The 24,140-nt window shown below is 53.6% G+C and carries 12 protein-coding genes and 2 pseudogenes; all 14 read left to right on the forward strand.

The annotated features are described in order from the left end of the window. The first annotated feature begins 119 nt into the window (after positions 1–119). The 14 genes and pseudogenes from RSSM_RS06800 (at position 120) to RSSM_RS06870 (ending at position 23,838) form a co-directional block, all read left to right on the forward strand. Positions 120–4,124: a PVC-type heme-binding CxxCH protein gene (locus RSSM_RS06800; RefSeq protein WP_236620995.1), complete on the forward strand. Its 4,005-nt coding sequence runs from the start codon at positions 120–122 to the stop codon at positions 4,122–4,124. 196 nt (positions 4,125–4,320) lie between these two features. Next, a pseudogene (locus tag RSSM_RS06805) lies at positions 4,321–5,801 on the forward strand (arylsulfatase). Continuing rightward, entirely contained in the window at positions 5,798–9,493 is a 3,696-nt protein-coding gene (locus RSSM_RS06810) for a family 43 glycosylhydrolase (protein WP_008675905.1), read from the forward strand. Before RSSM_RS06805 ends, RSSM_RS06810 begins: the two are co-directional and overlap by 4 nt. 317 nt (positions 9,494–9,810) lie before the next feature. Continuing rightward, positions 9,811–10,344 (forward strand): sigma-70 family RNA polymerase sigma factor, encoded by a 534-nt coding sequence (locus tag RSSM_RS06815; RefSeq protein WP_044301485.1) that lies wholly within the window; start codon positions 9,811–9,813, stop codon positions 10,342–10,344. An 11-nt stretch (positions 10,345–10,355) separates the two neighbouring features. Then, on the forward strand, positions 10,356–11,873 hold the full coding sequence (locus RSSM_RS06820; protein WP_160168100.1) for a FecR domain-containing protein: 1,518 nt from the start codon (positions 10,356–10,358) through the stop codon (positions 11,871–11,873). A 335-nt stretch (positions 11,874–12,208) separates the two neighbouring features. Continuing rightward, on the forward strand, positions 12,209–13,423 hold the full coding sequence (locus tag RSSM_RS06825) for a DUF1559 domain-containing protein (RefSeq protein ID WP_008675909.1): 1,215 nt from the start codon (positions 12,209–12,211) through the stop codon (positions 13,421–13,423). A 315-nt stretch (positions 13,424–13,738) separates the two neighbouring features. Continuing rightward, positions 13,739–14,100: pseudogene (locus RSSM_RS34595) on the forward strand (IS256 family transposase); the annotation flags it as partial. A 139-nt stretch (positions 14,101–14,239) separates the two neighbouring features. Then, on the forward strand, positions 14,240–15,727 hold the full coding sequence (locus RSSM_RS06840) for a sulfatase-like hydrolase/transferase (RefSeq protein WP_144059618.1): 1,488 nt from the start codon (positions 14,240–14,242) through the stop codon (positions 15,725–15,727). Between the two features lie 1,043 nt (positions 15,728–16,770). Further along, the gene (locus RSSM_RS06845) at positions 16,771–17,940 is read left to right on the forward strand and encodes a DUF1559 domain-containing protein (RefSeq protein WP_008675912.1); all 1,170 of its coding nucleotides are present in this window, start codon (positions 16,771–16,773) and stop codon (positions 17,938–17,940) included. A gap of 438 nt (positions 17,941–18,378) precedes the next feature. Further along, the gene (locus RSSM_RS06850; protein WP_008675916.1) at positions 18,379–19,527 is read left to right on the forward strand and encodes an IS5 family transposase; all 1,149 of its coding nucleotides are present in this window, start codon (positions 18,379–18,381) and stop codon (positions 19,525–19,527) included. Between the two features lie 185 nt (positions 19,528–19,712). Continuing rightward, positions 19,713–20,009 carry a transposase gene (locus tag RSSM_RS06855; protein ID WP_081613712.1) on the forward strand — a complete coding sequence of 99 codons (297 nt, stop codon included), beginning with the start codon at positions 19,713–19,715 and terminating at the stop codon, positions 20,007–20,009. A 284-nt stretch (positions 20,010–20,293) separates the two neighbouring features. Then, positions 20,294–21,940, forward strand: a complete 1,647-nt coding sequence (locus RSSM_RS06860) for an arylsulfatase (protein ID WP_008675921.1) — start codon at positions 20,294–20,296, stop codon at positions 21,938–21,940. 472 nt (positions 21,941–22,412) lie between these two features. Further along, positions 22,413–23,591 (forward strand): DUF1559 domain-containing protein, encoded by a 1,179-nt coding sequence (locus tag RSSM_RS06865; protein WP_044301494.1) that lies wholly within the window; start codon positions 22,413–22,415, stop codon positions 23,589–23,591. A 67-nt stretch (positions 23,592–23,658) separates the two neighbouring features. Then, positions 23,659–23,838 (forward strand): hypothetical protein, encoded by a 180-nt coding sequence (locus RSSM_RS06870; RefSeq protein ID WP_144059619.1) that lies wholly within the window; start codon positions 23,659–23,661, stop codon positions 23,836–23,838. Positions 23,839–24,140 lie beyond the last annotated feature (302 nt).

The following is a 24,140-nucleotide window of genomic DNA, read 5'->3' on the forward strand; positions in this document are numbered from 1 at the left end:
ACAGATTGCCCCCGGTTCGATCACGACCGCATCGATCTATTCATCCCGCAATCATCCTCATTGGGTTGATCTTGGCGCTCGCATCGTCAACCGTGGCGGGCCAGCCAGAACGAGACCAAGTGGTCGTCGAAGCGCTGCTGCGTTTGCAAGACCAAGGACCAGAACTGGCACGCAGCCAAGCCAGTGTCCGGGAATCGGTCGAGCGATACCTTCTGTCGCACGCCGGACAGCAACAGTATCTCGACGCCGTGTCTTCTTTGGAACTGAAACAACATGCCGACGGCTTAACGTCGTTTCTGAAACCCGACGTCGACGCGAGCTTGCAAGTCGACTCGATTCGCTTGCTGGTCGAGTACGGCGAATTCGATCGGCTCAAAACACTACTGGAACAGAACGACGATTCGGCGGTCGTCGTCGCTAACGGGTTGGGTCTGGTCGGCGGTGACCAAGCACGCGAACTGCTCCAGGACGTCGTCACTTCCCCGACCGCGAAAGCCTCGCTAAGAATCGCTGCGACCAGCGCGTTGGGACGTGGCACGTCCGGGCAACGTTTTCTGCTGGAGCTGATTCAAGCGGGAATTCTTCCGAGTGAATGTTACTTTGCCGCGACCGATGCACTGCTGGCATCGTCGAACCAAACGCTCCGAAAGGCGGTTACGGAATACTTGAAACCCACAGGCACCAAGTCCGGTAAAATTTTTCCGCCAATCTCGCGTTTAATCAGACGACGTGGTGACGGCAAGGCGGGAAAGTTGATTTTTCGCGGCAAGGGGACGTGCTCAAAGTGCCATAAAGTTCACGGCGACGGCCAAGAAGTGGGGCCGGATTTGTCGGAAATTGGCAGCAAGCTTTCTCGTGAGGCGACGTATGTCGCGATTCTAAATCCGAACGCAGGCATCAGCCACAACTACGAACAGTACACTGCCGTGACCATTGACGGCTTCGTCCTCACGGGGCTGCTGGTCAACCAAAACGATGACGCGGTCACATTGAAGACAGCCGAAGGAGTCGTCCGAACGATCGCTCGGGACGACATCGAAGAGCTGAAACAAAACTCGACGTCGCTGATGCCCGAAAACTTGCACCAACTGATGTCGGTGCAGGAACTACTGGACTTGGTCGACTATTTGATGCTGCTGAAGAACAAGAAGCAGGCGGGCTTCCATGTGCACGGCGACAAGGGTACCGAAGCGGCCACGGCGATCAACAAACGAGATCCTGAAAACGCTGTCGAAGGCATCGACATTGCCGAAGGCTTAGCAGCGACGCTGTTTTCCGCTGAACCCGATTTGTACAGCCCCAGCAACATCGACGTCGACCATCTGGGACGCGTTTGGGTTTGTGAAGTCGTCAACTACCGGCACTTCCGCAATCCATACAACCGGGTTCGTAAAGACGGCGATCGGATTCTGGTTTTGGAAGACACCGATGGCAACGGTCGAGCTGACAAGAAAACCTTGTTCTATCAAGGTACCGACATCAACTCGCCGCACGGCGTGTGTGTGCTTGGCGACCGAGTCATTGTCTCGGCTGGTAATCGAGTTACCTCATTTCGTGATCTCAACGGCGACTTAAAGCCGGACGAAAAGACTCTGCTGTTCACGGGCATCGGCGGTGTTGAACACGACCACGGAATCCACGCGTTCACTCCCGGACCGGACGGCAAGCTGTATTTCAACTTTGGCAATGAAGGCCACCAGTTGAAGGACGCGAATGGAAACATTGTGGTGGACAAATTTGGGCGAGAAGTTCGCGACCATGGCGAGCCCTATCAACAGGGCATGGTTTTCCGCTGTGATGTCGATGGTACAAACGTGGAAACGCTGGCTTGGAACTTCCGAAACAACTGGGAAGTCTGCGTTGATTCCTTCGGTACGATGTGGCAATCCGACAATGATGATGACGGCAACCGCGCGACGCGTATCAACTACGTGATGCCGTACGGTAACTATGGCTATCGAGGCGAACTCGACAAATCGACGTGGTCGGTTCCGCGCACGGGCATGCATTCAGATGTCTCGCTGCGGCATTGGCACTTGAACGATCCGGGAGTCGTGCCCAACGTGGTCCAAACGGGCGCGGGTTCGCCGACGGGCATCATGGCTTACGAGGGCGATCTGCTGCCAAAGCGTTTTCATGGCCAGCTGATTCACTGCGATCCCGGTCCGAACTCCGTGCGATCCTACGTGCTGCAAGACGACGCTGCGGGCTATGCCGGAAAGATCAGTCCGCTGATGACCGGAAGTCGTGACCGGTGGTTTCGTCCGGTTGATGCTTGTGCGGCTCCGGATGGTTCACTATTTGTCGCCGACTGGTACGACCCCGGCGTGGGCGGTCACCGCATGGGTGACACGGAGCGAGGACGCGTTTTTCGCCTAGCGCCTGCCGATCATGCAGCATCCTACGCGATTTCAACACCGGATTTGTCAACCGTCAGTGGCGCGATTGAAGCGTTGCAGAGCCCCAATGTGTCGATGCGATTCCTTGCGGCTGAACGTCTGCGAAAGATGGGTGATGGCGTCATCCCACAGTTGATCCAATTCATCGAAGGCTCGGAATCTCCGTTGCATCGTGCAAGAGCGTTGTGGGTTTTGGGAAGCCTTTCACCGAAACAAGCGATCGAGTTGGCAAGTGAAGACGGCGACCACCGGGTTCGATGTGTGGCTCTGCGAATTGTCCGACAGTCTGCAGCCGACGCTGTCGAAGTGGCATCGAACTTCGCGAGCGATTCCTCACCGCAAGTTCGGCGTGAAGCGGCGATTCTTTTGCGTGGCGAACACTCCAATGCCGCGGCCAAAGTCTGGTCGCAACTTGCGCAGCAACACGATGGCAAGGACCGTTGGTACCTCGAAGCTTTGGGGATCGCCGCCTCGGGAAATTGGGACCAGTGTTTGGAAAAATGGTTATCGGTCGTAGGCGATGGCTGGAAGACTTCGGTGACGGGCCGGGACATTGTTTGGCGAAGTCGAAGCAAATTAACGCCCAACTTGCTCGCGGGAATACTTACAGGGCCATCATTGCCGCAAGGAGACAGCGAGTTGCGTTACTTGCGTGCTTTTGATTTTCAGGCAGCATCTCCCGAAAAGGATGCCGCGCTTGTAAACATCGCCACGAGTACCAATAGGACAACGGACTTGCGGGCGAATCAGTGGCGTCCCAAGGTTTGGATCATCACGGATATGAGCGACAAGCGAGTCAAGCGTGCCAACGATGGGCACAGCGTCAACGACCCGGACGACATCTCTGCGATGGCCGGGTATCTGTTGATGGCCAACGAATTTGAAACACTGGGCATTGTTGTCACGAGTACCCATCGTGACGTCCATCAAACGTCTTCCAACCAGGCCGCTTGGGCGAACGAATACTTCGGTGAAGCGTATCGTTCGGAGGTCTCGGCTTTGAACAAAGCGATTGGCGGCTATCCCGACGACATTCAGTTCACTCAGTCGTGCATCAAAGAGACGGCCGAGCGATACAACCCGAAACGAATCTATCGCTCCCTCGCGAAGTACGACACCATCGCGCAGTTGCTTGCCACCGCCGACACGATCGAAGAAGGCGAAACGCTGAACGTCTTGTGCTGGGGTTCGCTCACCGAACCGGCGATCCTCGTGAACCATTGCCTGGCAACTGGAAAACACGAGTCACTCAAGCGGCTTCGTTTCATTACTCATTGGACCAACTCACCGCTTCACCAGGGATCGCCAGAACATCCTGAACGGGTTGCCAATTGCCGCGAAGATGCCGCCGCATGCAGCTACATCAAACAGGTCGCTGCGGACAAGAAGATTGCCTATTACGAATGTGGGGCGATCGGACAGCACGGCATCGTCAATGGAGCCCCCAAAGGTCACGAATACTACGATCAGTTTCGCACAAGCAAGCTCGGCAACATCTTTGTTGAAGGCAAGTTCGCCCACAATGGCATCGATCATTCCGACTCGGCAACCTATTGGACGTTGCTGGGCAAATGGGGCGTGCGTCTTAAAGACATTCCCAGCGACGGAACCAACAGCGCAACCATCGAAAAGAAAAACGAAACCGCCTTCCGCCGGAACTCAAGACGCATTCACGAAGAACTGCTGAAGCGATCCCGCGCCGCCGCAGGTAATCCGAAGCAATAGCGAGGAAAAGAAATCAAGCCAGGATCCCTCGCTGACGCTTCGGAATACCTATGAACACTGAACACAACAGCTTGAATTGCTGAAATTGATACCTATGCAACACCTCCGACTGCTTACAACCGTCGCCATTCTTGGCGTCACTTCATTCGTATCCGCCGAACAGCGGCCCAACGTCATCATCATCATGGCGGACGACATGGGTTATTCCGACATCGGATGCTACGGCGGCGAGATTCAAACTCCCAACCTTGACGCACTTGCCAAGAATGGTCTGCGGTTCAGCCAATTTTACAACACTGCACGCTGTTGCCCGACGCGAGCCGCTTTGCTGACGGGGCTTCACCAGCATCAAACCGGTATCGGGCAAATGACCGAGACCCCAAAAGGCCTGCACGGTGATAAGCGACCGGCGTATCAGGGCTATCTCAATCGCAAGTGTGTGACTATTGCCGAGACCTTGAAGCCGACTGGTTACCACACTTATATGACAGGCAAGTGGCACCTGGGTTACCACGGAAAAGAAAATGGCCCCGGCAACGAGGCTTTGATCGGTTCTATGGTTCAATCGCTGGCGCAACCAGCTACTTCAAACCGCAAGGGAGCCGAGGCATAACGCTAGGGAACGAGAATCTCGATCCCCCCAAGGATCCGGATTACTACACGACCGATGCGTTCACGGACTACGCGATTCAGTTCCTCGATGAGCAGACAGACAACGCTCCGTTCTTCCTATACCTCGCCTACACCGCTCCCCACTGGCCTTTACATGCTCGCGAAGAAGACATCGCCAAGTACGTCGGAAAGTACCGTGACATCGGATGGGACAAACTACGCGAACAGCGTTTGACTCGGCAAAAGGAAATCGGGCTGTTTGATGATTCCATTCAGCTACCGGCACGCGACGAAGGAGCACGGCCGTGGTCGAAGTTGAATGAAAAGCAACGCGACGAACTCGACTACCGCATGGCTGTTTATGCCGCGATGGTCGATCGGATGGACCAAAACATTGGCCGCGTGGTGACGTGGCTGAAAGAACACGGCCAACTCGACAATACGCTGTTACTGTTCCTGAGCGACAACGGCGGATGTGCTGAGCCATACAAAGATCTCGGCGGTGGAAGATTCAAAGATATCAACAATCCGAATCTTTCCGGAGCAATCAGTTACGGGCAAGGCTGGGCCAATGCCAGCAACACACCGTTTCGCAAGTTCAAAGTATTCAGTCACGAGGGTGGCATCTCGACGCCGCTTATCGTTCATTGGCCCAAGGGCCTTAAGTCCAAGTCCGGCTCGATCACCAACACTCCGGCTCAATTGATTGACTTGATGCCAACGATACTCGATGCGACCGGAGCGACTTACCCGAAAGAGTTTGCCAAACAAATGATACAACCGCTCGAAGGCGTCAGTTTGATGCCAACGATCGCTGGTAAGCAGAGACAGCCCGCGGAATGGATGTACTGGGAACACGCCGGGCACAAAGCGGTTCGCAACGGCAACTACAAAGCTCTGTTGCCAAAAGGTACGAAGTCGTGGGAACTGTACGACCTCGCCAAAGACCGCCAAGAGACACGCGATCTGTCACAGGAACTGCCAGAGCGGGTAGAGCGGATGGCAGCCAAATGGAAAGAGTGGGCGATCAGTCACGACGTCATCACACCTGAGGTGAACAGATGATCGTTTCTCTTCGTCAATACCGCGACGCGGTTGCCGAACGTCGATCGCCGCTTCGTCATCTTTATCCTTGTTGTATGCGGCACATCGCATTGCTTTTCCTATTGCTGTTGGTTTCATCATTCGCGATGGCCTATGACTCCCCAGGCGGGACCTCACCAAACCAAGAATCGCCGCGCCCGAACTTTCTGTTCATCGCAATTGACGATCTGAATGACTTTGCTGGGTACGCGGCGGAGGAACCTGGAAATTTTTTGCAAGTCATCTACCCAGATGACGAAGTCCGCGCGGAGGTCTGCAAACGGTTGACACCCAACCTGGATCGGCTGGCTCGCACCAGTGCTCCGTTCACGCGAGCCTATTGCCCGAGTGCTCTTTGCGGGCCTTCGCGAACCTCGTTAATGACGGGTGTTTCACCAGTTCGATCAGGTTACTACAGCCACAAAACGCACTTTCGCCCGTATGACACGCTCAAAGATGCGATCACTTTACCGCAACAACTCAAGAACAACGGCTACTTCACAACCGGCCTCGGCAAGCTCTTTCATAAGCCTGTTGGAACAGTTGATGGTCCCCTGAAGGATGACTGGGCCGATGCAAAGCACTCGTGGTCGCAATGGGTCAACCATGTCAGTGGCTGCAACGCTGCTCGTCCGAGCCGGTTTTCGCCTCCCAACGGTGGCAACATGGTGTTCGGGCCTTCGCGGCTGAACCTCATGCAGTCCGGCGACTGGATGACGGCCGACTTTGCGGGCCGGTTGTTAGAACACGGGACGGCGAAAATCAAGGAAGGCGGAAAACGTGGCAAAGATGGCCCCGATTCGGCGACGTTGCCTGCGGATCAACCATTCTTTCTCGGTTGCGGCATCTTCCGTCCTCACCTTCCTTTCCACGCACCGCAAGCGTTCTTCGATCTCTTCCCGGTCCAGCAGATGACCGGGCTGAATCGTGCGTCGCTCGACGCGATCATTTCGGATCTCGACGACCTGCCCAGCGGCGCCGAGCGATTCACCGACTTCACCAGCGGAAAGATGAAGGTCGTGATGGATCACGCTCGCAAACTAGGCGGCACGGAGGCAGAGATTCCTGCATGGCGTGAGATGACGCAATCGTATCTAGCCTGTGTCGCGTACGCCGACGCTTGTCTGGGGCGAATCCTAGACGGCTATGAGAAGTCGCCGCAGCGAGACAACACGGTTCTCTTTTTGTGGAGCGACCATGGGTATCACTTGGGTGCGAAGTATCACGTCGCCAAGCAAGCGTTGTGGGAAGAAGCCAACCGAGTGCAATTCATTGTCCATGACCCACGGAAGCCGGGAAGCTGCGACGGAAAACTTCGTCGGCAAATTGTTAGCCTGAATGACCTCTATCCGACGATTTGCGACCTGGCCCATTGCGAGGTTGGGCCACAAGTCGAAGTCGGCAAGAGTATTGTTTCCATTATTAACGACGCGGCCGCGGATCCGGTTCATGACCAGTTGCTGATGACTTATATGGAGGGGAACCACAGCATTCGCACGGCGACGCACAAACTAAATCGTTTTAAGGACGGATCGCTTGCCCTTTACGACATGGTTCGCGACCCATCTCAGCTTCGCAATCTTGCTGGCGACGATTCAGTACAAGCAATCGAAGAAGACTTGGCGACTCGGTTGACCGCCGCTGTGGGACCCGCCGAAGCGGCCGCGCCAGCCAAAAAGGCAGATGCCGTTCAACGCGAAACGCAAAAGAAACGCAGAGCCAATAAACAGAGAAATGTCGACCGGGTTGATGATAAAGCGGCCAAGCAGGCTCAACGCAACCCGCTGCGAGTCGACGGCCACGACTTCTATGCGGCAGACCCGTCAGTCGTGATTGCTGACGACGGGCGTCTGTTCCTGTTCCCCACGACCGACAACCGTGACTGGGAAAAACAATTTGGATGGTCTTGTTACTCGACGACGGACTTAACCAATTGGGAAAACCATGGCGTGATCTTCAGCAACAAGGACTCCAAGTGGGGAACGCACAAGGCATGGGCTCCTGACGTCATTAAGAAAGATGGCAAATACTATTTCTTCTACTACTTCAACAACGGTGGCAAGGGCGGCGTTGGCGTGGCAGTGGCCGATCAGCCCGAAGGACCTTTTAAGGAATTGACGAAGGAGAAGCTCTGTCGAGGTCACGACCCGGCGGTCTTTACCGACGACGACGGTCGCTATTGGATGTACTTGCAGGACACGGTTTATGAGCTTGGCGACGACATGGCTTCGTTCAAGTCCGGCCCAACGAATTTGAATTTGGAATACAGACCGAAGAAGTTCGAGGCTGCATACGTCTTTAAACGCAACGGAATCTACTACTTTACGATCGCTCGCGGCTGGAACAACTTGATCTACTACACGGGTACTTCGCCAACCGGGCCGTTCAAGTTCCGTGGCGAGTTCATGAAGCCATATGGCGGAAACAACCATCACTCGATCGTCCAATACAAAGACCGTTGGATCCTGTTCTATCACGAATGGGTAAAAGACGCCCCTGTTCACCAGCGTCGGCTGCGGGCGGAGTATCTGAACTTCAACGATGACGGCACGATCCAGATCGTCGAGCCAACGGACGCCGGCGTATCGAAGATCGACCTCTCAACACTCGGACACCTGGGTAACTCGAAGCGTAAACGAGGCTCCGTCAGCACTAGTGCTTCCTCGCTTACACGTCGGATTACCAATGGCAACGTCTTTGACGTTGCCGCACACAACCGAGCCTTCCAGATCCTAGACGAAAAAGTGCGCGACCCATTCATTGAACGCGGACCCGATGGCACGTTTTACCTCACCGGCACAACGGCTGGTTCACACTGGGGTGACACCGTCGGCATTCGTTTGTGGAAATCAGCCAATCTGATCGACTGGGAGGACATGGGCTTCGTCTGGACACTTCATGAAGATGGCCGAAAACAACACAGTTGGCATTTCGAACGTCCGGCGAAGGCAGACGCAAAAAACGGGCGAGCAGTCTGGGCCCCCGAAATCCACTACCTCAACGGCACGTGGTGGATTCCTCACAGCGTTAATGTGGCCGGACACGGTTTACTTAAGAGCACGAGTGGTAAACCAGAAGGGCCGTACACCGCGTTGCCCGTAGTCGCTGAACACGGTATCGACGCACATCTTTTTCAAGAGGGCAGCCAGACCTTTTACCTTTGGGGGGCGGATAATCTTGTCCGGCTATCGGGCGATTTGGAGAGCACTGTGGGCGATGTGTCGCACCTGCATCCCGCCGGCAAGCATGAGCTTGGTTATGAGGGCATCCTGCTGAAGAAGATTGGCGGCAAGTACCTGTTGGTCGCATCGGCGCGTTATGGCTATGAATCGAGCGACACCTACGACCTCTACTATTGCGTTTCAGATTCGCTTTACGGCCCCTACGGGCCACGACGCATGGCAGTGAAAAACGCGGGTCACGGAAATATGTTTCAGGACAACCAAGGGCAATGGTGGTGCACCGCGTTTGACCACGAGTTCGTGGCAAGCGATAACCGCTGGACACCTTGGATCGTTCCCATCGACATCGTCGAATCAGACAATGGTGCCGTCGATATTCAAGTTGTAGACTCGAGGTTCCGCCCAACACGTGCGGATCAACAGGAGGTGAAGCAATTGAGTGCCAGCGGGGTTCCGACAGGCCGTCGCGGCAAAAAGCCATGGGACCGATAGATTACCAAAGTGTTTGTCGAGGAACGGATCCGCAAATAACGGCGGGGGCGTGAAGAATGAATTCCCGCATGTGTCAGTCCGCGGTCGATTTCGGAATTCCTCTCGTATAGACCGTTGGTCAACTTGTTTTGCCTGGGGGCTACAGGTGATTTTCGTCCAATTGCGCCAGCAAGGTCCTGCCAATAGAAACTGCCGCGGCGAATCTATTTCAAAATTCTTCGTGTTTTCTTCCGATTTCACCAGAATCCGGCAACTTTGAACAGAATTAATTGTCGGGAACCTTTCTAGCGATTTCCCAGTCATCAACGCAGCCAAAAATGTCATCGCACGGACTCTCCGACGAGAAGTTTATTGAAGTTTTTCTTGATTGCCAGGCAGGGATGCTGCAGTTCATCATGCGCTTGATTCCTTCCGCTGCGGATGCAGAGGAAGTGCTTCAGGAGACCGCTCTAGTGCTATGGCAAAAGCGTGATGAGTTCGACAGCACGCGTGGCAGTTTTTTTGCTTGGGGGTGCGGGGTCGCTCGCTTCAAAGCTCTGAATTTCCTAAGTCGCCGGCGTCCCTGCTACTTACTTGAGGAGGACATCGGGATGCGTCTATCGGATATCGCAATTTATCCTCCTGTGGATTCTCTGGGCAACCGCAGTCTCATTAGGCTGCTCGAAGCGTGCATCGGCGAGTTGCCTGAAAAAAATCGCGACCTGTTAGTACTGCACTACCAAAAACAGATGGCCGTTGCGGAGATCTCAGCGGGTTCCGCGTCGGGAGTCAGCACTGTCTACGAACGACTTCACAAAATACGAACGACGCTCTCGCGGTGCATTCACCGAAAACTTGCGGCAGGGTCATGAGGAATTCAGTAATGAGCAATAGTCGGCAGGCACAGAACCGTAGATTTAGTCAACTGGCCAGTAAATGGTGCTCGGCGGATATTAGCCACGGCGAGTCCGAAGAACTAAGTGCATTGGTTCGCGCACGCAATGACCTGATGGACGAGTTTGTTGCAATTTCTCAGGCCCATGCCATGATCTCGCGAATCTATCGCGATGTGCCAGGCTCTGATTCCGACCGCTCATTAGAGCAGGATCCGTCCACGCAGATTCAGTCGCGATCGCCTGCGTTAGCACTGAGGAAGGCTAGTCGCATCCTTGAAAACGAGTGCGTATTGCGGCGGTTGCTTGCACTGGCCGCCGGCTTGATTTTACTTGTAGGCGGCACGCTTTTGTATAGTGCTGTGCGTTTTGGTCGGGGCCAAAGCGAAGTGGGCCCGCTTGCTGATTTACCAGGCTCCACCATGCCCGCTGTGGAAACGGACGGCCTCCGCCAAGTGGTGGGCAATGAACCGAATGGCGAGGCGGTCGCGCATGTTGTCCAAAGAATCGATTGTGGGCTAAATGCCTCCCGTTGGGCTCGTGGCGACTCAGGTAGTTACGAGGCTGGCGATTCAATGACGATCGACGAAGGCGTTGTCGGGATTCGATTTGCCCGCGGGGCCGAAGTCACGATCGAAGGGCCGGCAGAGTTTAAGTTCTTGTCAGATAACAGCGGATTTCTCTATAGCGGGCGATTGTCCGCCAAAGTCTCACCATCAGCAAAAGGCTTTGAAATCGAGACCCCTTTCAATCGCCTGGTCGATCATGGCACGGAGTTCGGAGTCGTGATCCTTGGCAATCAAGGCGCAGAGACCCATGTTTTTAACGGTGAGGTCGAAGTGTTTTCAAGCCAGGATGGAGAATCAGAACGGCTCTACACGGACATGGCCGCCGTAGACCGAGACAATACACAACGCGAGAAATTTGTCGCGGAGCGTCGGAAGTTCATCCGCATCGAGAGCGATCAAGCAGGTGCCTACAGTGCGGCTGAAAACAAACAAAGGTTAGGGATCGATGCCCATCCGGCTATCTGGCTTGATGCAGCAACCGGGCCAGAGCAGGATGAAGAAGGCCGAGTAAGCGTTTGGCGTAATCGTGGTTATTCTTCGCAAAACTGTGACGCATGGCAGGTCAAGCCAAGCCTTCGGCCGCGTATTTCGCCCGAGGGTGCGAACGGGTTACCCGCCTTGCAGTTTCGGGGTGTTGAATTCATGAAGTCTCATCCGTTCAAACGTGGCAGCGAACTAACACTGCTTGTTGCCGTGAAATTTGCTAACAGCACCAACAGCTCGCACCAGCAGATTGTTCATTTCGACCTGCATCCAAACCTTGCGTTGGATCGCTCTGCTCTAAACCGACTGAGAGCAAGGCGGTACGAATTCTGGAGCAAGAATCGCCACACGATTATCACCAGTGAATCACCCGTCCCGTCCGGTGAACTCATGATCGTCGGATGCCGCTATAGCCAAAAAAGAAGCAAATTACGAGCTGTTCTTGAATGGAGATAGGCTCGCAGGCGGAGACGCGAACGGCGGTATTGTTGCTGAGTCCTCGATGATCATTGGATGCAATGATCGAATGCAGCGGCACTATTTCGAAGGCTGGATCGCAGAAATCATGATGTTCGACGAGTGTTTGCCGCTACCTAAGTTTAGGCAAGTGTCCAGCAATATGATGAAGCGATACTCTGTTGGGTTGGGGTCACCCTCGGTGCCATGACCGTTTTCGGCATTCTCAAGTTTTTCTTATTTTTCACCGGAGTATCTTGCCGGGACTGTGAATCAATAATAGCCCGGAGTTTTTTCCGGCGGAAAATATCAGTAATCGTAGATAAGGATCAACAATGAACATGACACAGAAACGCGTTGCATTCACGCTGGTGGAACTCCTGGTGGTTATCGCCATTATCGGGGTGTTGGTAGGGCTGTTGTTGCCAGCGGTTCAAGCCGCTAGGGAGGCCGCGCGACGGATGTCCTGCAGCAACAATTTCAAGCAGATCGGCTTGGCAATCCACAACTATCACTCTGCGTACAACCAATTGCCTCATTTCTCCGGCGGAACTTATGGTGCATCGGGCGCGAAGCCGAATCACAACAATCGAGACCTGAGTGCCTTGGTTGGACTGGCGCCGTTCTTCGAGCAGCAAGCGATCTGGGAGCAGATCAGCAATCCCTTCCGTTGTCCGAATACCGCAAACACTTACCAGGCGATGGGAGCGTGGCCGAATGCCAATCTGAATGAGCATTCGAGTAGTGGATACGGTGAATTCACTCCGTGGTTAACAAACATTCCGACTCTTCGCTGTCCTAGTGATCCGGGCGTGGGCTTGCCGTCGCAGGGCAGAACCAACTACGGCGTATGCCTCGGGGATTCCATGTTGTTGACCGCATTCGGAGCCTATTCAGGCGACGGTACCATTGCGGGGAACGTTACCTACGGTGGCACGACATACTCAAGGCCAGAGGCGGTTCGAGCCTCGTGTCGTGGTTTCTTCGTCCCACGCCAGGCAACTCAGTTTCGAGATGTGCTCGACGGGCTTTCCAACACAATCGCGATGGGAGAGCTGGTAACCGATTTGGATGACTTGGATAAACGCACGCGAGGAGCCAACGACCCTAGTGCCACTGCCTATACAAACCCGTTGGCGTGTGCCGATTGGGCCGACCCCGCTCGGCCTCAGTTTTGGAATCCGGATACTGTTACTTACAGTGGTTCAAGCGGTACGGAGCAGCGACGCGGCTATCGTTGGGCATACGGCAAACCCTACTACACTGGTGTGTTGGCGATTCGACCACCAAATAGTGAATTGTGCACAAACAACAACACGAACAGTGATTCCACCGCCCCAGTGGGCAGTCGGCATCAAGGCGGCTGCCATGTTTTGATGGGCGACGGTGCGGTCAAATTCGTCACCGATTCGATTGAGGCAGGGAATCAGTCGAGTCCGTCGGTGGGTCTCTATGATGGGCAGCTTCCTCCTGGAACCGCAAGCCCCTACGGGCTTTGGGGAAGTCTTGGCACTCGAGCCAGCAAGGAAGTTATCAGCGAAGAACTATGACTTCCATCGCTAGTAAACAAACAATGTTTCGTATGCGGTACGTGAAAAACGTATCGCATCTTTTTTAGCGTCCTTATTAAAATGAAGGTGTGTCTATGATGCGTTGCATGCATTTGACTTTTGTGTCGTGTTTGCTGGTTTTTGTTGGATGTGGAGGCCAAAGTTCAACGATGTCCGCACCCCAAGGGACCGAAATTGACCAGTTCCTCCAGGACAATCCTGAGCTGATGGAGGTGGACAATAGCTATGAAGAAGCCGAGCAGTTGACGGAAGCGTCCCAGTAATATGTGAAAGTTGCGGAAGCCAGGATCTGACCAAGGCTACGAGGCAGTAAAAGAAGTATTCGATGAGCTGAAAGAGTTCATCAAGCCGATAAACGCCAAAACGCATACAAGCCCGCAGAAAGCTTGCGAGGATCTTTTGTGGCTGCATCGCTTGAACGTTCTCAACACGTTCTGTCGTGGTTTACCAAGCACCAATGCGATCGAGAACTCATACTCACCGCGCCCCGCAAACTCGACCACAAGACACGTTTTCGAGCTGAGGCGGATCAAGCAAGTCATCGGCGTTCCTATGCGTTGCTGGACGCCGAGAAAGGTTTTCGCCTGACCACGGGATACAGGTCACCGTCACATCTGTTGGCAGCCCTGGCGAGCCCCGAACCAACACCGAGCTGAAAATGCTTTCTCACCGCCTGGAGATCGCCTAAGGCGAGCTCCAGGCGGCGAGGCTTGCTGCTCACCCAAACCCGATCACACACGTTTACGCCAGAGAGACCATCACGGGTTTCAACAACAAATGAGACATACCCTCAACATGTATCGCTGGAATTTTTTACCTAGCCTAACACTCTTCGTCTCATTCAGCTTTTTGACCTTTGGCGGTGTGACTGCCGCAGTAGGCCAAGGATCTGAGCGAGCAAACCCTTGGCAAGCCTCTGCCGTCGTCAAGCCGAATGTTCTATTGATCCTCGCCGATGACATGGGCTACGCAGACATTGGTTGCCATGGCTCAACCCAAATCCCGACGCCGAACATTGATGCGCTGGCTCAAGACGGTGTTTTGTGCACTCAGGCCTATGTCTCTGGAGCCGTCTGCTCTCCATCACGCGCCGGCATCCTTACCGGTCGGTACCAGCAACGTTTCGGCTGGGAGCATAACTTCGCGTTCAATCCACACGTCATCCCCGAATACAAAGCCGTTCCCAAGGACGAGCGGATGATCCCCCAGTACCTTAGGCCGGCAGGATATGCCACCGCCATCATTGGCAAGTGGCACCTGGGACTGCGCGATATCAAGTGGCAACACCCGTTAGGACGAGGCTTTGACTACTATTTCGGTCGTTACGGTGGGCACGGACATTTCCCGAAAGCCGAAGACCGGAATATCTTGCGAGGATTCGATCCAGTAACTGAGATCGAGGTGCCATACACTACCGACTGGTACACCAAGGAAGCGATTGATTTTATTGATCGGACTCCCGCTGACACACCCTGGTTTTTGTACTTATCCCATGACACTCCGCACACACCCCTGCAAGCCAAGCAAGATGACATCGCCCGTTTTTCCCATATCAAGGACGAGAAGCGTCGTGTTTACGCGGCCATGCAACACTGTCTGGACGAAAATATTGGTCGCTTGGTAAAGCATCTCAAGGATACGGACCAGTATGACCAGACGCTCATTGTGTTTTTCAGCGATAATGGCGGCGCCGTCACCGCGAATGCTTCATTAAACTCGCCGTTGTGGGGCATGAAAGGGATTTTGTACGAGGGCGGTATTCGAGTTCCTATGATCTTCAGTTGGCCCGATGGCTTGCCCTCGGGAGTAACATACAAGCAACCACTAATCACCTTAGACCTATTGCCCACTTTGCTATCGGCCGCCGGTATTGAGCGCACGCGTGTCGAACACACCAAACGCAAACTAGATGGCGTGAACCTTCTACCCTATCTCCGCGGTGAATTTGGTGACCGGCGTCCACATCAAACCATGTACTGGCGCATCGCGCAGAAAGGCGCGGCTGTTCGAGATGGTGACCTCAAGCTCATCCGTACTCCATTCAAGCTCCCAATGCTGTTTGATCTAGGCTCCGACGTCAGTGAGCAGTCCGATTTAGCATCCCAGCAACCAGACAAAGTTGACGAACTGATGCGAAAACTCAACGACTGGGAACTGACCCTTGACGCCACGCCGGTTATCTTGGAGAGCGTTAAGTGGCAACGGGATAGTCGTAAAAAATACGAAGCTCCCTACGAGACTGACCAACCTATCCGATCGACGGTCGAAGTATCCCAACGCTGAGTTCTGTTTTGATTCCGCGTGCTGCCATTGGCCACCGCGTCCGAACGCTACGGGAGGTGCGTTGGTTTCAAATAGCCCCAGGGAACGCATTTTTACAGGCGATGTGTCGATACGCCAGTCCCAAATGCTTGAAGTATACTGACATGGAACAAGTACGAAGGTAGTCTACGAAAGAGCCCACCGTACTTTTCGAAGACGCCAGAGATGCGTTGCGCGCTGAGGATGTCAACAAACGGCAGTGCTGGCGCTGTCAAAAATTTGCTGACAGCTTGCCTAAAAATGAAATTGCCTCGGTCAGAAAACCCTCCCTGGTTTCACTGATTTGGCAAGCAGTAACCAGGGAGGGCTTCAAACAATGTGAGACGTGGGAGGGTATCACTACAAGACAGATCGTCCTGCGTCGGCAATTTTAAGCGAAATAGCCGACCTGCAGAAAGACATCATATGCGTCGATGCAAAATCGGGTGCAAATGACTGTGCCATTCGTCCGTGGCACCGTCTTTCTGGATAATAGGATCGAATTGCGGTTTCGGTGCTGTAAGTCACCCCAGTTCGCCCATGTCCTTCTATGTGTGTTGCGTGGGGAAACCCGGCATATCACCTTGGATATGGTCCTGAATCATTGTGTTCTTGCTTTCGAGACTCCCGTCGGTCTGGCGCCGTGATCTGCGTCCGCAAGCGAATAAATTCGCAAGTGAAGATGGACGGAGGCGATGCTCAGGAATGGAAGAAAAGCTCCAACCGAGGAAATTCAAAATTCGAATGTACAGACTTCCAGAAATGAAACGTATATTCGATGGCCATTCGTTTTGCGAATGCCTCAAGCCACTCTAGTTCCGTACAGCAAGTTTGCATGAAGCGATGTTTTTTTTGGAACTTGCGAACGCCATTTTTATTGGTCGACGTGATTGTTTCTGGTCAACCGACGCCGGTTACAGATAGCGTCGTAGGTAGCCGGAGAAATCAGTGCGTCGAAGCAATCGCTATTGTTTAAGATTTCCGATCGCATACGCGATCTTTTTACTTCGACTTAGGTTTAAGAAATGATTAGAGAAAAAAAGAGGAGCCACGCGTTCACATTGGTTGAGCTGTTGGTGGTAATTGCAATTATCGGAGTTTTGATAGGACTGTTGTTGCCCGCCGTTCAAGCGGCCCGCGAGGCCGCACGTCGGATGTCATGTTCAAACAACATGAAGCAGTTCGGTCTGGCAATGCACAACTACCATAGCGCCTACCAACAACTGCCGCGGCAATGTGGTGGTTCAGACAGTGCCTCGGCAACTACTAGTAATATCCAACGGCTAAGCGTGCATGTCGGTTTGTTGCCGTTTTTCGAGCAACAAGCAGTCTGGGAAAAGATCTCTAACCCTTATGATGATGGCACCAATACATTCCAGGCAATGGGGCCGGCTCCTTGGGTGACTCTTTATGAGCCATGGAGAACACAGATTCCCGGGCTGCTGTGCCCATCGGACGTTGCGCCTCTCGGTGCAGGTGGTACGGGCAATACAAATTACGGATATAGCGTTGGCGACTCTACCTGGAACAGCAACAACGCCGTTGACGCCGCCGGTGCCCCACTCAACACTGGTCAACACCGCGGTTTCTTCCAGCATCGCACCACCACAAAGTTTCGCGACATTCTAGATGGACTAAGCAACACGATTGCAATGGGCGAGATCGGGCGTTCTCGAGGAGCGAGAGAACTGATCGGAGATGCCTTTTATGTGACGGGAAATGCGGCAGCTCAAGAGGTCGTTCGCAACAGCCCGAAACAGGAAGGATGGCTGGAAGTCATCGAACCAGCTCGGCCTCAGTTTTATGACCCAGGGGTCCTGCTATGCGTTGATAGTAGCGGTGCTAAGGATCGCTCGCGGGGAAACGTGTGGGGAGATGGACTCGGCTTGTTTACGCAAGTTTGCACTGTCTTCCCTCCCAATGCACCGAGTTTTCAGCGTGAAGGTGGGGTTGCAACTGGTAAAGGTGGGATTTTCACAATGGGTAGTCGCCATCAAGGCGGATGCCATGTCGTCATGGGCGATGGTTCCGTCAGGTTCGTGACCGACAGCATCGAATCGGGAGATCTCAGTATCGGTTTTGTTGGCACCACAGCGCCCGGGGCACCACCAGCAGGATCCGCAAGCCCCTATGGACTGTGGGGAGCTCTCGGCACCAGGGGTGGGAAAGAACCACGATCGATCGATGAGCTTTAGCCAAGCCAATCGATCTTGGTTTTCCCTTGTCGGCATCTCGATTCATGTCCGATTCCCGTTGCGAAGCGACAAAGCCATGAAGCAGCAGGTGGTTGCCATAATGCTCCCCTGCTGTTGCTTTCCGTGCTCTTGCAAATCGCCTCATATGTTACAAATTGACCATGAAAACTAATCTATTTCTAATAGCGGTCTGCCTCATAGTTAGCGTGGAGCTGGGCTGTACCCCCTCTTCTGAACCTGCGGTTTTGGACGCTCCTCAATTGACTATCGAAGATTTTGAGAAGCGTGCTGCCGAAGAACTCGCTGAACAGAAACGCATCGAAGACATGCAGTAGTGCCAAGCGGCACGGAAACTATAATTTCTAGTACTAGCAGGCTGCTGAAAAAGTCGGGTGGTTTGTTATCCTATTGGGATCACTGTTCTCAAGGAGCGATCTGATGCGTGGCCGGCCCGGTCCTCCGACTCAGTTGTTGTATTCCATCGATATTGAATCGCGAATTCGGCCCCACCATCCGCTGCGGCCTTTGAAAAAACGAGTCGATGCGATTCTTTGTTCAATGGACGAACTCTTTGAGCAGGCTTTCCACCGCGACGGCCGACCCGGTGTGCCGCCGGAGCGACTTCTTAAAGCCATGTTGCTTATGGCGCTCTACTCGGTCCGCAGTGAACGCCAATTGTGTGAAAGAATCCGCACGGACCTGCTTTTTCGGTGGATCCTCGACATGTCGCCCGAGGAAGATGCCTTCGATCCGACTGTCTTCACTCACAACCGTCCTCGCATGGATCAGTTTGGTATCACGGGGGCGTTCTTTGATGCCGTTTTGGCCCAAGCCATCGGTGCAGGCCTGTGCAGTGATGATCACTTCAGTGTCGATGGAACAATCATTGAGAGCTACGCATCAATGAAGAGCTTTCGCCCCAGGGACGAGTCGCCGGACGATTCCTCCGGTGACTCCAACTCGTTCAAGCCACGCAATCCCGATGTCGACTTCCACGGTGAGAAACGAAGCAACAAGACCCTTTCTTCGCGCACCGATCCCGAGGCCAAGCTTTACCGCAAAGGTCTCGGCAAGCCATCTCAGTTGGCGCACTTGGGTCATGTGCTTAGTGAGAATCGCAATGGTTTGATTGTGGAAACTTGTGTCACCGAAGCGAGTGGAACAGCCGAGCGAGATGCTGCGATGGAGATGGTTGCCGACTACAAACGCAAACAGGGACGCGTCCCGAAAACGGTTGGAGCCGATGCTGGCTACGATGCCGGAGAGTTCTTGATTCGTTTAGAGAAGGAGGGGATCACGCCGCATGTGGCGATGACTTCCAAGGAACCTGCCGATGCGAAAAAAGCCCGCGCCGATCGTAAGTCTTTGATCGAGGCACGCTTGCGGATGCAGGCTCGTCAACAGACGGTCGAGTATGAGGTGAGCCAACGAGTTCGTAAACGCGTCGAAGAGTGTTTTGGCTGGACCAAGGCAATTGCTGGTCTTGGGCGGAGTCGATGGGTTGGTCGCTGGAAGTTAAAGCAGTACTTCGATGTGGCGGCTTCGGCATACAACTTACTGCGACTAACCAAACTCCAACCGAGTTGATACGCCTGGAGTTGAGGAAACCGTCCAGGAGGACGGCAAACATGGACTGCACTAGCAGTCACAAGACTGATTAAGCATCCAAGCGGTCGAGCGAGGATGCTTGCCTGTACTTTCCAGAGTCGAGATTTAAAAAAATTTCGCCCTGGAGAGACCGATCACGACCATAACGTGCTTTTTTCAGCAGCCTGCTAGGCCATCGACCAAACGCCGTGGTGATCTTGGACAACGAGTCCTCTTACACCAGCGGAGTTTTAAGGGCATCGGAAGAATGTTGGGGCGAGCGAGGCTTGCCCGTCTACAACCTTCCATCCTGCAGCTCAGGACTCAACGCGATCGAACGATTGTGGAAAAGGCTCAAGCACCAACTGATGCCCGCTTATGATTGGGAACGGTTCACTACTCTGCTGAACACTCTAACATCGAAGCTCTCAGAACTCGGTGAAGTGACCTATATGCCGTCGCTTCATCGTTACGCCGAATAACTCCTGTTCGTGTGCTTACAGCTTCCTTAGGCAGCGAAATACCGGAGACGAGTGTTTGCACCGCGCAGCGACTGGCTAATGCAAATTCCTGCGAAATGTGTCGAGAATCGCGAGCCGGATTCGTTTCAAGTACAGTGCGTCCAGTTAAGAGGAAGGATTTTCCTTCGATATAGCCTGAGGTTGACTTACTCGGTTAGACCAATGTGCCTCTTTACCAAAACACGTTCGCTCTAAATAAGCAATTGCCTTCTGAGAATACTGCCCCCGCAACGAGCACAGCCTTCATGTGGAATCAACTTCGATGTCGTTTGAATATCGTGGCAACGGCTTCGTTTTTAGCAACATTTCTGGTCGCCTGTGCTGCTGAGTCTGCGGAACCGCCGAACGTATTGGTCGTGCTTTTTGATGATTTGGGCTACAGTGATCTGGGGTGCTACGGTGGCGAGATTCCGACGCCCAATATTGATGGCCTGAGTCGTGGAGGACTGCGGTTCACTCGGATGACCACCTCAGCTCGCTGTTGTCCCAGTCGTGCTGCGTTGCTCACCGGGCTTCACCCCGGGCAAGCGGGGATTCCAAATTTTGGTGGCCAGCTTGTCGACAATTGTGCGACCCTGGCCGAGGTCCTCAAAGCGAACGGTTACTCGACTTACGCGGTCGGAAAATGGCATGTGGGGCACACACCGGTCGAGCGAGGTTTCGATGAATACTACGGGTTTCCAGCGGGGCATTCGCGGGACCAGTGGAGGCCCAATGCCTACGTTCGGTTGCCTCGTGACCGCGAGCCAGAGATCAAAGTTGCCGAAAATGAGTTCTATGCTACTGACGTGTTTACGGAATATGCATTGGAGTTCCTGGATCAAGCGGAGGCCAAGCAGAAGCCTTGGTTTATGTACCTGGCGCACTCGTCCCCCCATTTCCCCTTGCAGGCGCCTATCGAGTCTACACGTTCGTTCGTATCGACTTACCGGCAGGGTTGGGACAAGCTTCGAGCGGATCGTTTTATGAAGATGAAGCAAATTGGTCTGATTCAGGACCATCGTTGGAAGTTGACTGAACGATCATTGGTTCCGGTCGAAAGTAGGAACGCGATCGCAAATGGGTATTCCGGCAAGCCCAATCCAGCGTGGGATGAATTGTCTTCTGACTTGCAGGAGGATCTCGCGCACCGCATGGCAATCTACGCCGCGATGGTGAAGCATGTCGACGTTGGCGTGGGCCGAATCATTGACAGGCTCAATGTTTCTGGTCAGCTTGAGAATACCCTTGTGCTGATCCTGTCAGACAACGGTGCGTGTTATGAATGGGGGCCACTCGGATTTGACGACGCATCACGCAAAGGTATTACCCATCTCTATCGCGGCGAACGGCTCAAGCAGATTGGTTTGGCCGGCACCTATATCTCAGTAGGGTCTGCTTGGGCCAATCTATCCAACACGCCGCACCGTTTATACAAGCACTTCACACATGAAGGTGGGATACTCTCTCCCATGGTGGTGCACTGGCCCGCTGGGATTCAAGAACCGGGCCGTTGGGTCCGCGATTCGGCGCACTTAATTGATGTGATGAGTACGGTAGTAGATGTCACGGGGGCGAGTTATCCAACCATGATTCGCAATGCCGAAGTTCAACCCATGGAAGGCGTTAGCCTTGCTTCGCTCTTTACGCCAGGCAACTCGTTGGCCGAGCGAACACTCTGCTATCAACACAGCGGCGCTCGGGCAATCCAGAGCGGCGACTGGAAACTGGTGTTGGGCAAACGGTTTCCGACGACGCCAAAATGGGAGCTTTACAACATCAAAGATGATCCATGCGAGACAGTCGATCTAGCACCTCAGAATCCCGAGCGTGTCGCGATCATGACCAAGCAGTGGGAAGCATGGGCAAAACGCACAACCGCGCTTGCCCCTGGCAACAAGCCTAAGGGCTAGATCGCATCAACCGAGTGCCATGGATTAGGCCACATCGAAGCAGGAGAATGAATCGATTGGCAACAACTAACTGCGGACTACTCGCAATTGCACGGCGGATTTGCAAGCAAGCAGGGTCCCGCCGGTTCGAGCGACTTCGTGTGGTCAAGCTTTTTGCTGAAATTCTGGATTGCGTGTCGAGGCTGCTCAATGGCAGTCGTATGTACTCACTAGTGGGCGCTTGTTGTTGCGTATGAACATGCGGGGTAATTGTCCTGGCGTGAGGCTGACAGTAAATCATCATCGGTAGTTCGAGTGCAGAAAGTGCATGCTCTATGGTGCAAGCCTGGGGGGCTTTTCCGTTCGTTTATCGCCGATCTGCACTCGCGAACCCTTCAGTGAACTACGGCGGGCATATCGTACTCCAGGTCGACGTGCCCTCTTGTCTTTAGTAGGTGTCGTTTTAGTTTCTATTCTTAGTATGGAGAGAGTTATGTCGACGAAGCGTTTTTTCCGACCTGCGTTCACGCTGGTCGAGTTGTTGGTGGTGATCGCCATCATAGGTGTCTTGGTTGGATTGCTTCTGCCGGCGGTTCAAGCTGCTCGAGAAGCAGCCCGTCGCATGCAATGTTCCAATAACCTGAAGCAGTTGGGGTTGGCGATGCACAACTACCATAGCGCGTACAATCAATTGCCGAAGCAGTGCGGTGGATCTACTGGGTCTACTGGATCTCATACCAGCAATGTCACTGGAGGCGCTACAAATAGCAGTATTGGAACCCTGAGCGCGCATGTAGGACTGCTGCCGTTTTTCGAGCAGCAAGCATTGTGGGAGCAAGTCTCGAACCCGTATGACGACGGTATCAACACCTATCCGGCAATGGGACCGGCTCCTTACGTCGGCCTCTATGAGCCGTGGCGGACTCAAGTCACGACTCTTCTTTGTCCTTCGGACCTAGCGAGAACTGCGGTAACCGATACTGGTAACACAAACTATTCGTTTTGCTTGGGCGATTCGTTTTGGAATTGCAATAACGACAACGACCTCTACATCCGCCAAAATCGTGGCGTATTCGTCTACCGAACAACGATGCGTTTTCGTGATGTTCTTGATGGTTTGAGCAACACCATCGCGATGGGAGAGAATGGGCGCAGCGCTGGAGCACGCGAGATCATTGGAGATCCCGCCTACTATTCATCGGGCGGTCAGAATCCGGTACGCAATAATCCGAAGTTGGAAGGCTGGGACAATCTCGTTGACACCACTCGGCCACAATACTACGCCCCAGGTACTAGTATTACTTCTGAGTCTGGAGACGTTGCTAGAAGCCGCGGTGCAGCATGGGCAAGTGGCCTTGCAATGCACACTGGGGTGCTAACGGTATTCCCGCCGAACGCTCCTAGTTTCCAGCGTGGCAACAGTGGTCAAGCGGCTGGTGGAGCGGGCGGGATTTTCACCATGGGCAGCCGACATCAAGGTGGTTGCCATGTCTTAATGGCAGATGGGGCAGTTAAGTTCATCACCGATAGTATCGAAAGTGGCGATCTCAACTCTGCTCCCGTAGGTGTACCACACAGTACTGCACCTCCTATTGGTGCGGAAAGCAATTATGGTCTTTGGGGAAGTCTCGGATCTCGAGCCTCCAAAGAAACGATTGACGCTGAGTTCTAGCGTTCCACTGGCTGCTCAATTTTCCGTCCTGCAAAATCCTTCATGCTATTTTCGAATTATGCTTCAAATGAAAACAATTCTGTTGATGTGTGTCTTGGCTCTTGGTTCGGTATTCGGTTGTTCTCCAAAAAGTGAAAACACTGTTTTGCCACCACCGGTGAAAACTAATGCTGACTATGAACAAATGGCAATCGAAGCTGAAGCGGCGCGATTGGAGGATTTGCGAAAATCGAAGGCTGGGGATTGAGCCCGTTGTGTTGGACGGTAACGGAAAGTTTTGAGATTCGGTCGAATGCGTGCAATTGGCGATGCTCCGTCGATTGCACGCTTGTGGCTCAAACAAATGTGAACCAAAAGTATAGGATTTGGCCGAATGCAGTCGGGACGGTAGTGCGCAGCCAAATCGGCTCAACGCCACTCGCTACTGTAGAGGAAGGCTGCCGCTGTTCGAATGATTTTGACGTTAGGCATCTTACTTTCAGCTTTTAGCGTGTTGTGCTTGACTGACATGCATTCGGCAGGACAATGGATTTAGTGTTCGGTAGGCTC

Source organism: Aporhodopirellula sallentina SM41, assembly GCF_000346505.1.
GTDB classification, from domain to species: Bacteria; Planctomycetota; Planctomycetia; order Pirellulales; family Pirellulaceae; genus Rhodopirellula; species Rhodopirellula sallentina.

Coding starts and splice junctions, on each gene's coding strand:
- RSSM_RS06810 (WP_008675905.1), top strand. CDS start 5,798: ATGATCGTTTCTCTTCGTCAATACCGCGACGCGGTTGCCGAACGTCGA.
- RSSM_RS06815 (WP_044301485.1), top strand. CDS start 9,811: ATGTCATCGCACGGACTCTCCGACGAGAAGTTTATTGAAGTTTTTCTT.
- RSSM_RS06820 (WP_160168100.1), top strand. CDS start 10,356: ATGAGCAATAGTCGGCAGGCACAGAACCGTAGATTTAGTCAACTGGCC.
- RSSM_RS06825 (WP_008675909.1), top strand. CDS start 12,209: ATGAACATGACACAGAAACGCGTTGCATTCACGCTGGTGGAACTCCTG.
- RSSM_RS06840 (WP_144059618.1), top strand. CDS start 14,240: ATGTATCGCTGGAATTTTTTACCTAGCCTAACACTCTTCGTCTCATTC.
- RSSM_RS06845 (WP_008675912.1), top strand. CDS start 16,771: ATGATTAGAGAAAAAAAGAGGAGCCACGCGTTCACATTGGTTGAGCTG.
- RSSM_RS06850 (WP_008675916.1), top strand. CDS start 18,379: ATGCGTGGCCGGCCCGGTCCTCCGACTCAGTTGTTGTATTCCATCGAT.
- RSSM_RS06860 (WP_008675921.1), top strand. CDS start 20,294: ATGTGGAATCAACTTCGATGTCGTTTGAATATCGTGGCAACGGCTTCG.
- RSSM_RS06865 (WP_044301494.1), top strand. CDS start 22,413: ATGTCGACGAAGCGTTTTTTCCGACCTGCGTTCACGCTGGTCGAGTTG.
- RSSM_RS06870 (WP_144059619.1), top strand. CDS start 23,659: ATGAAAACAATTCTGTTGATGTGTGTCTTGGCTCTTGGTTCGGTATTC.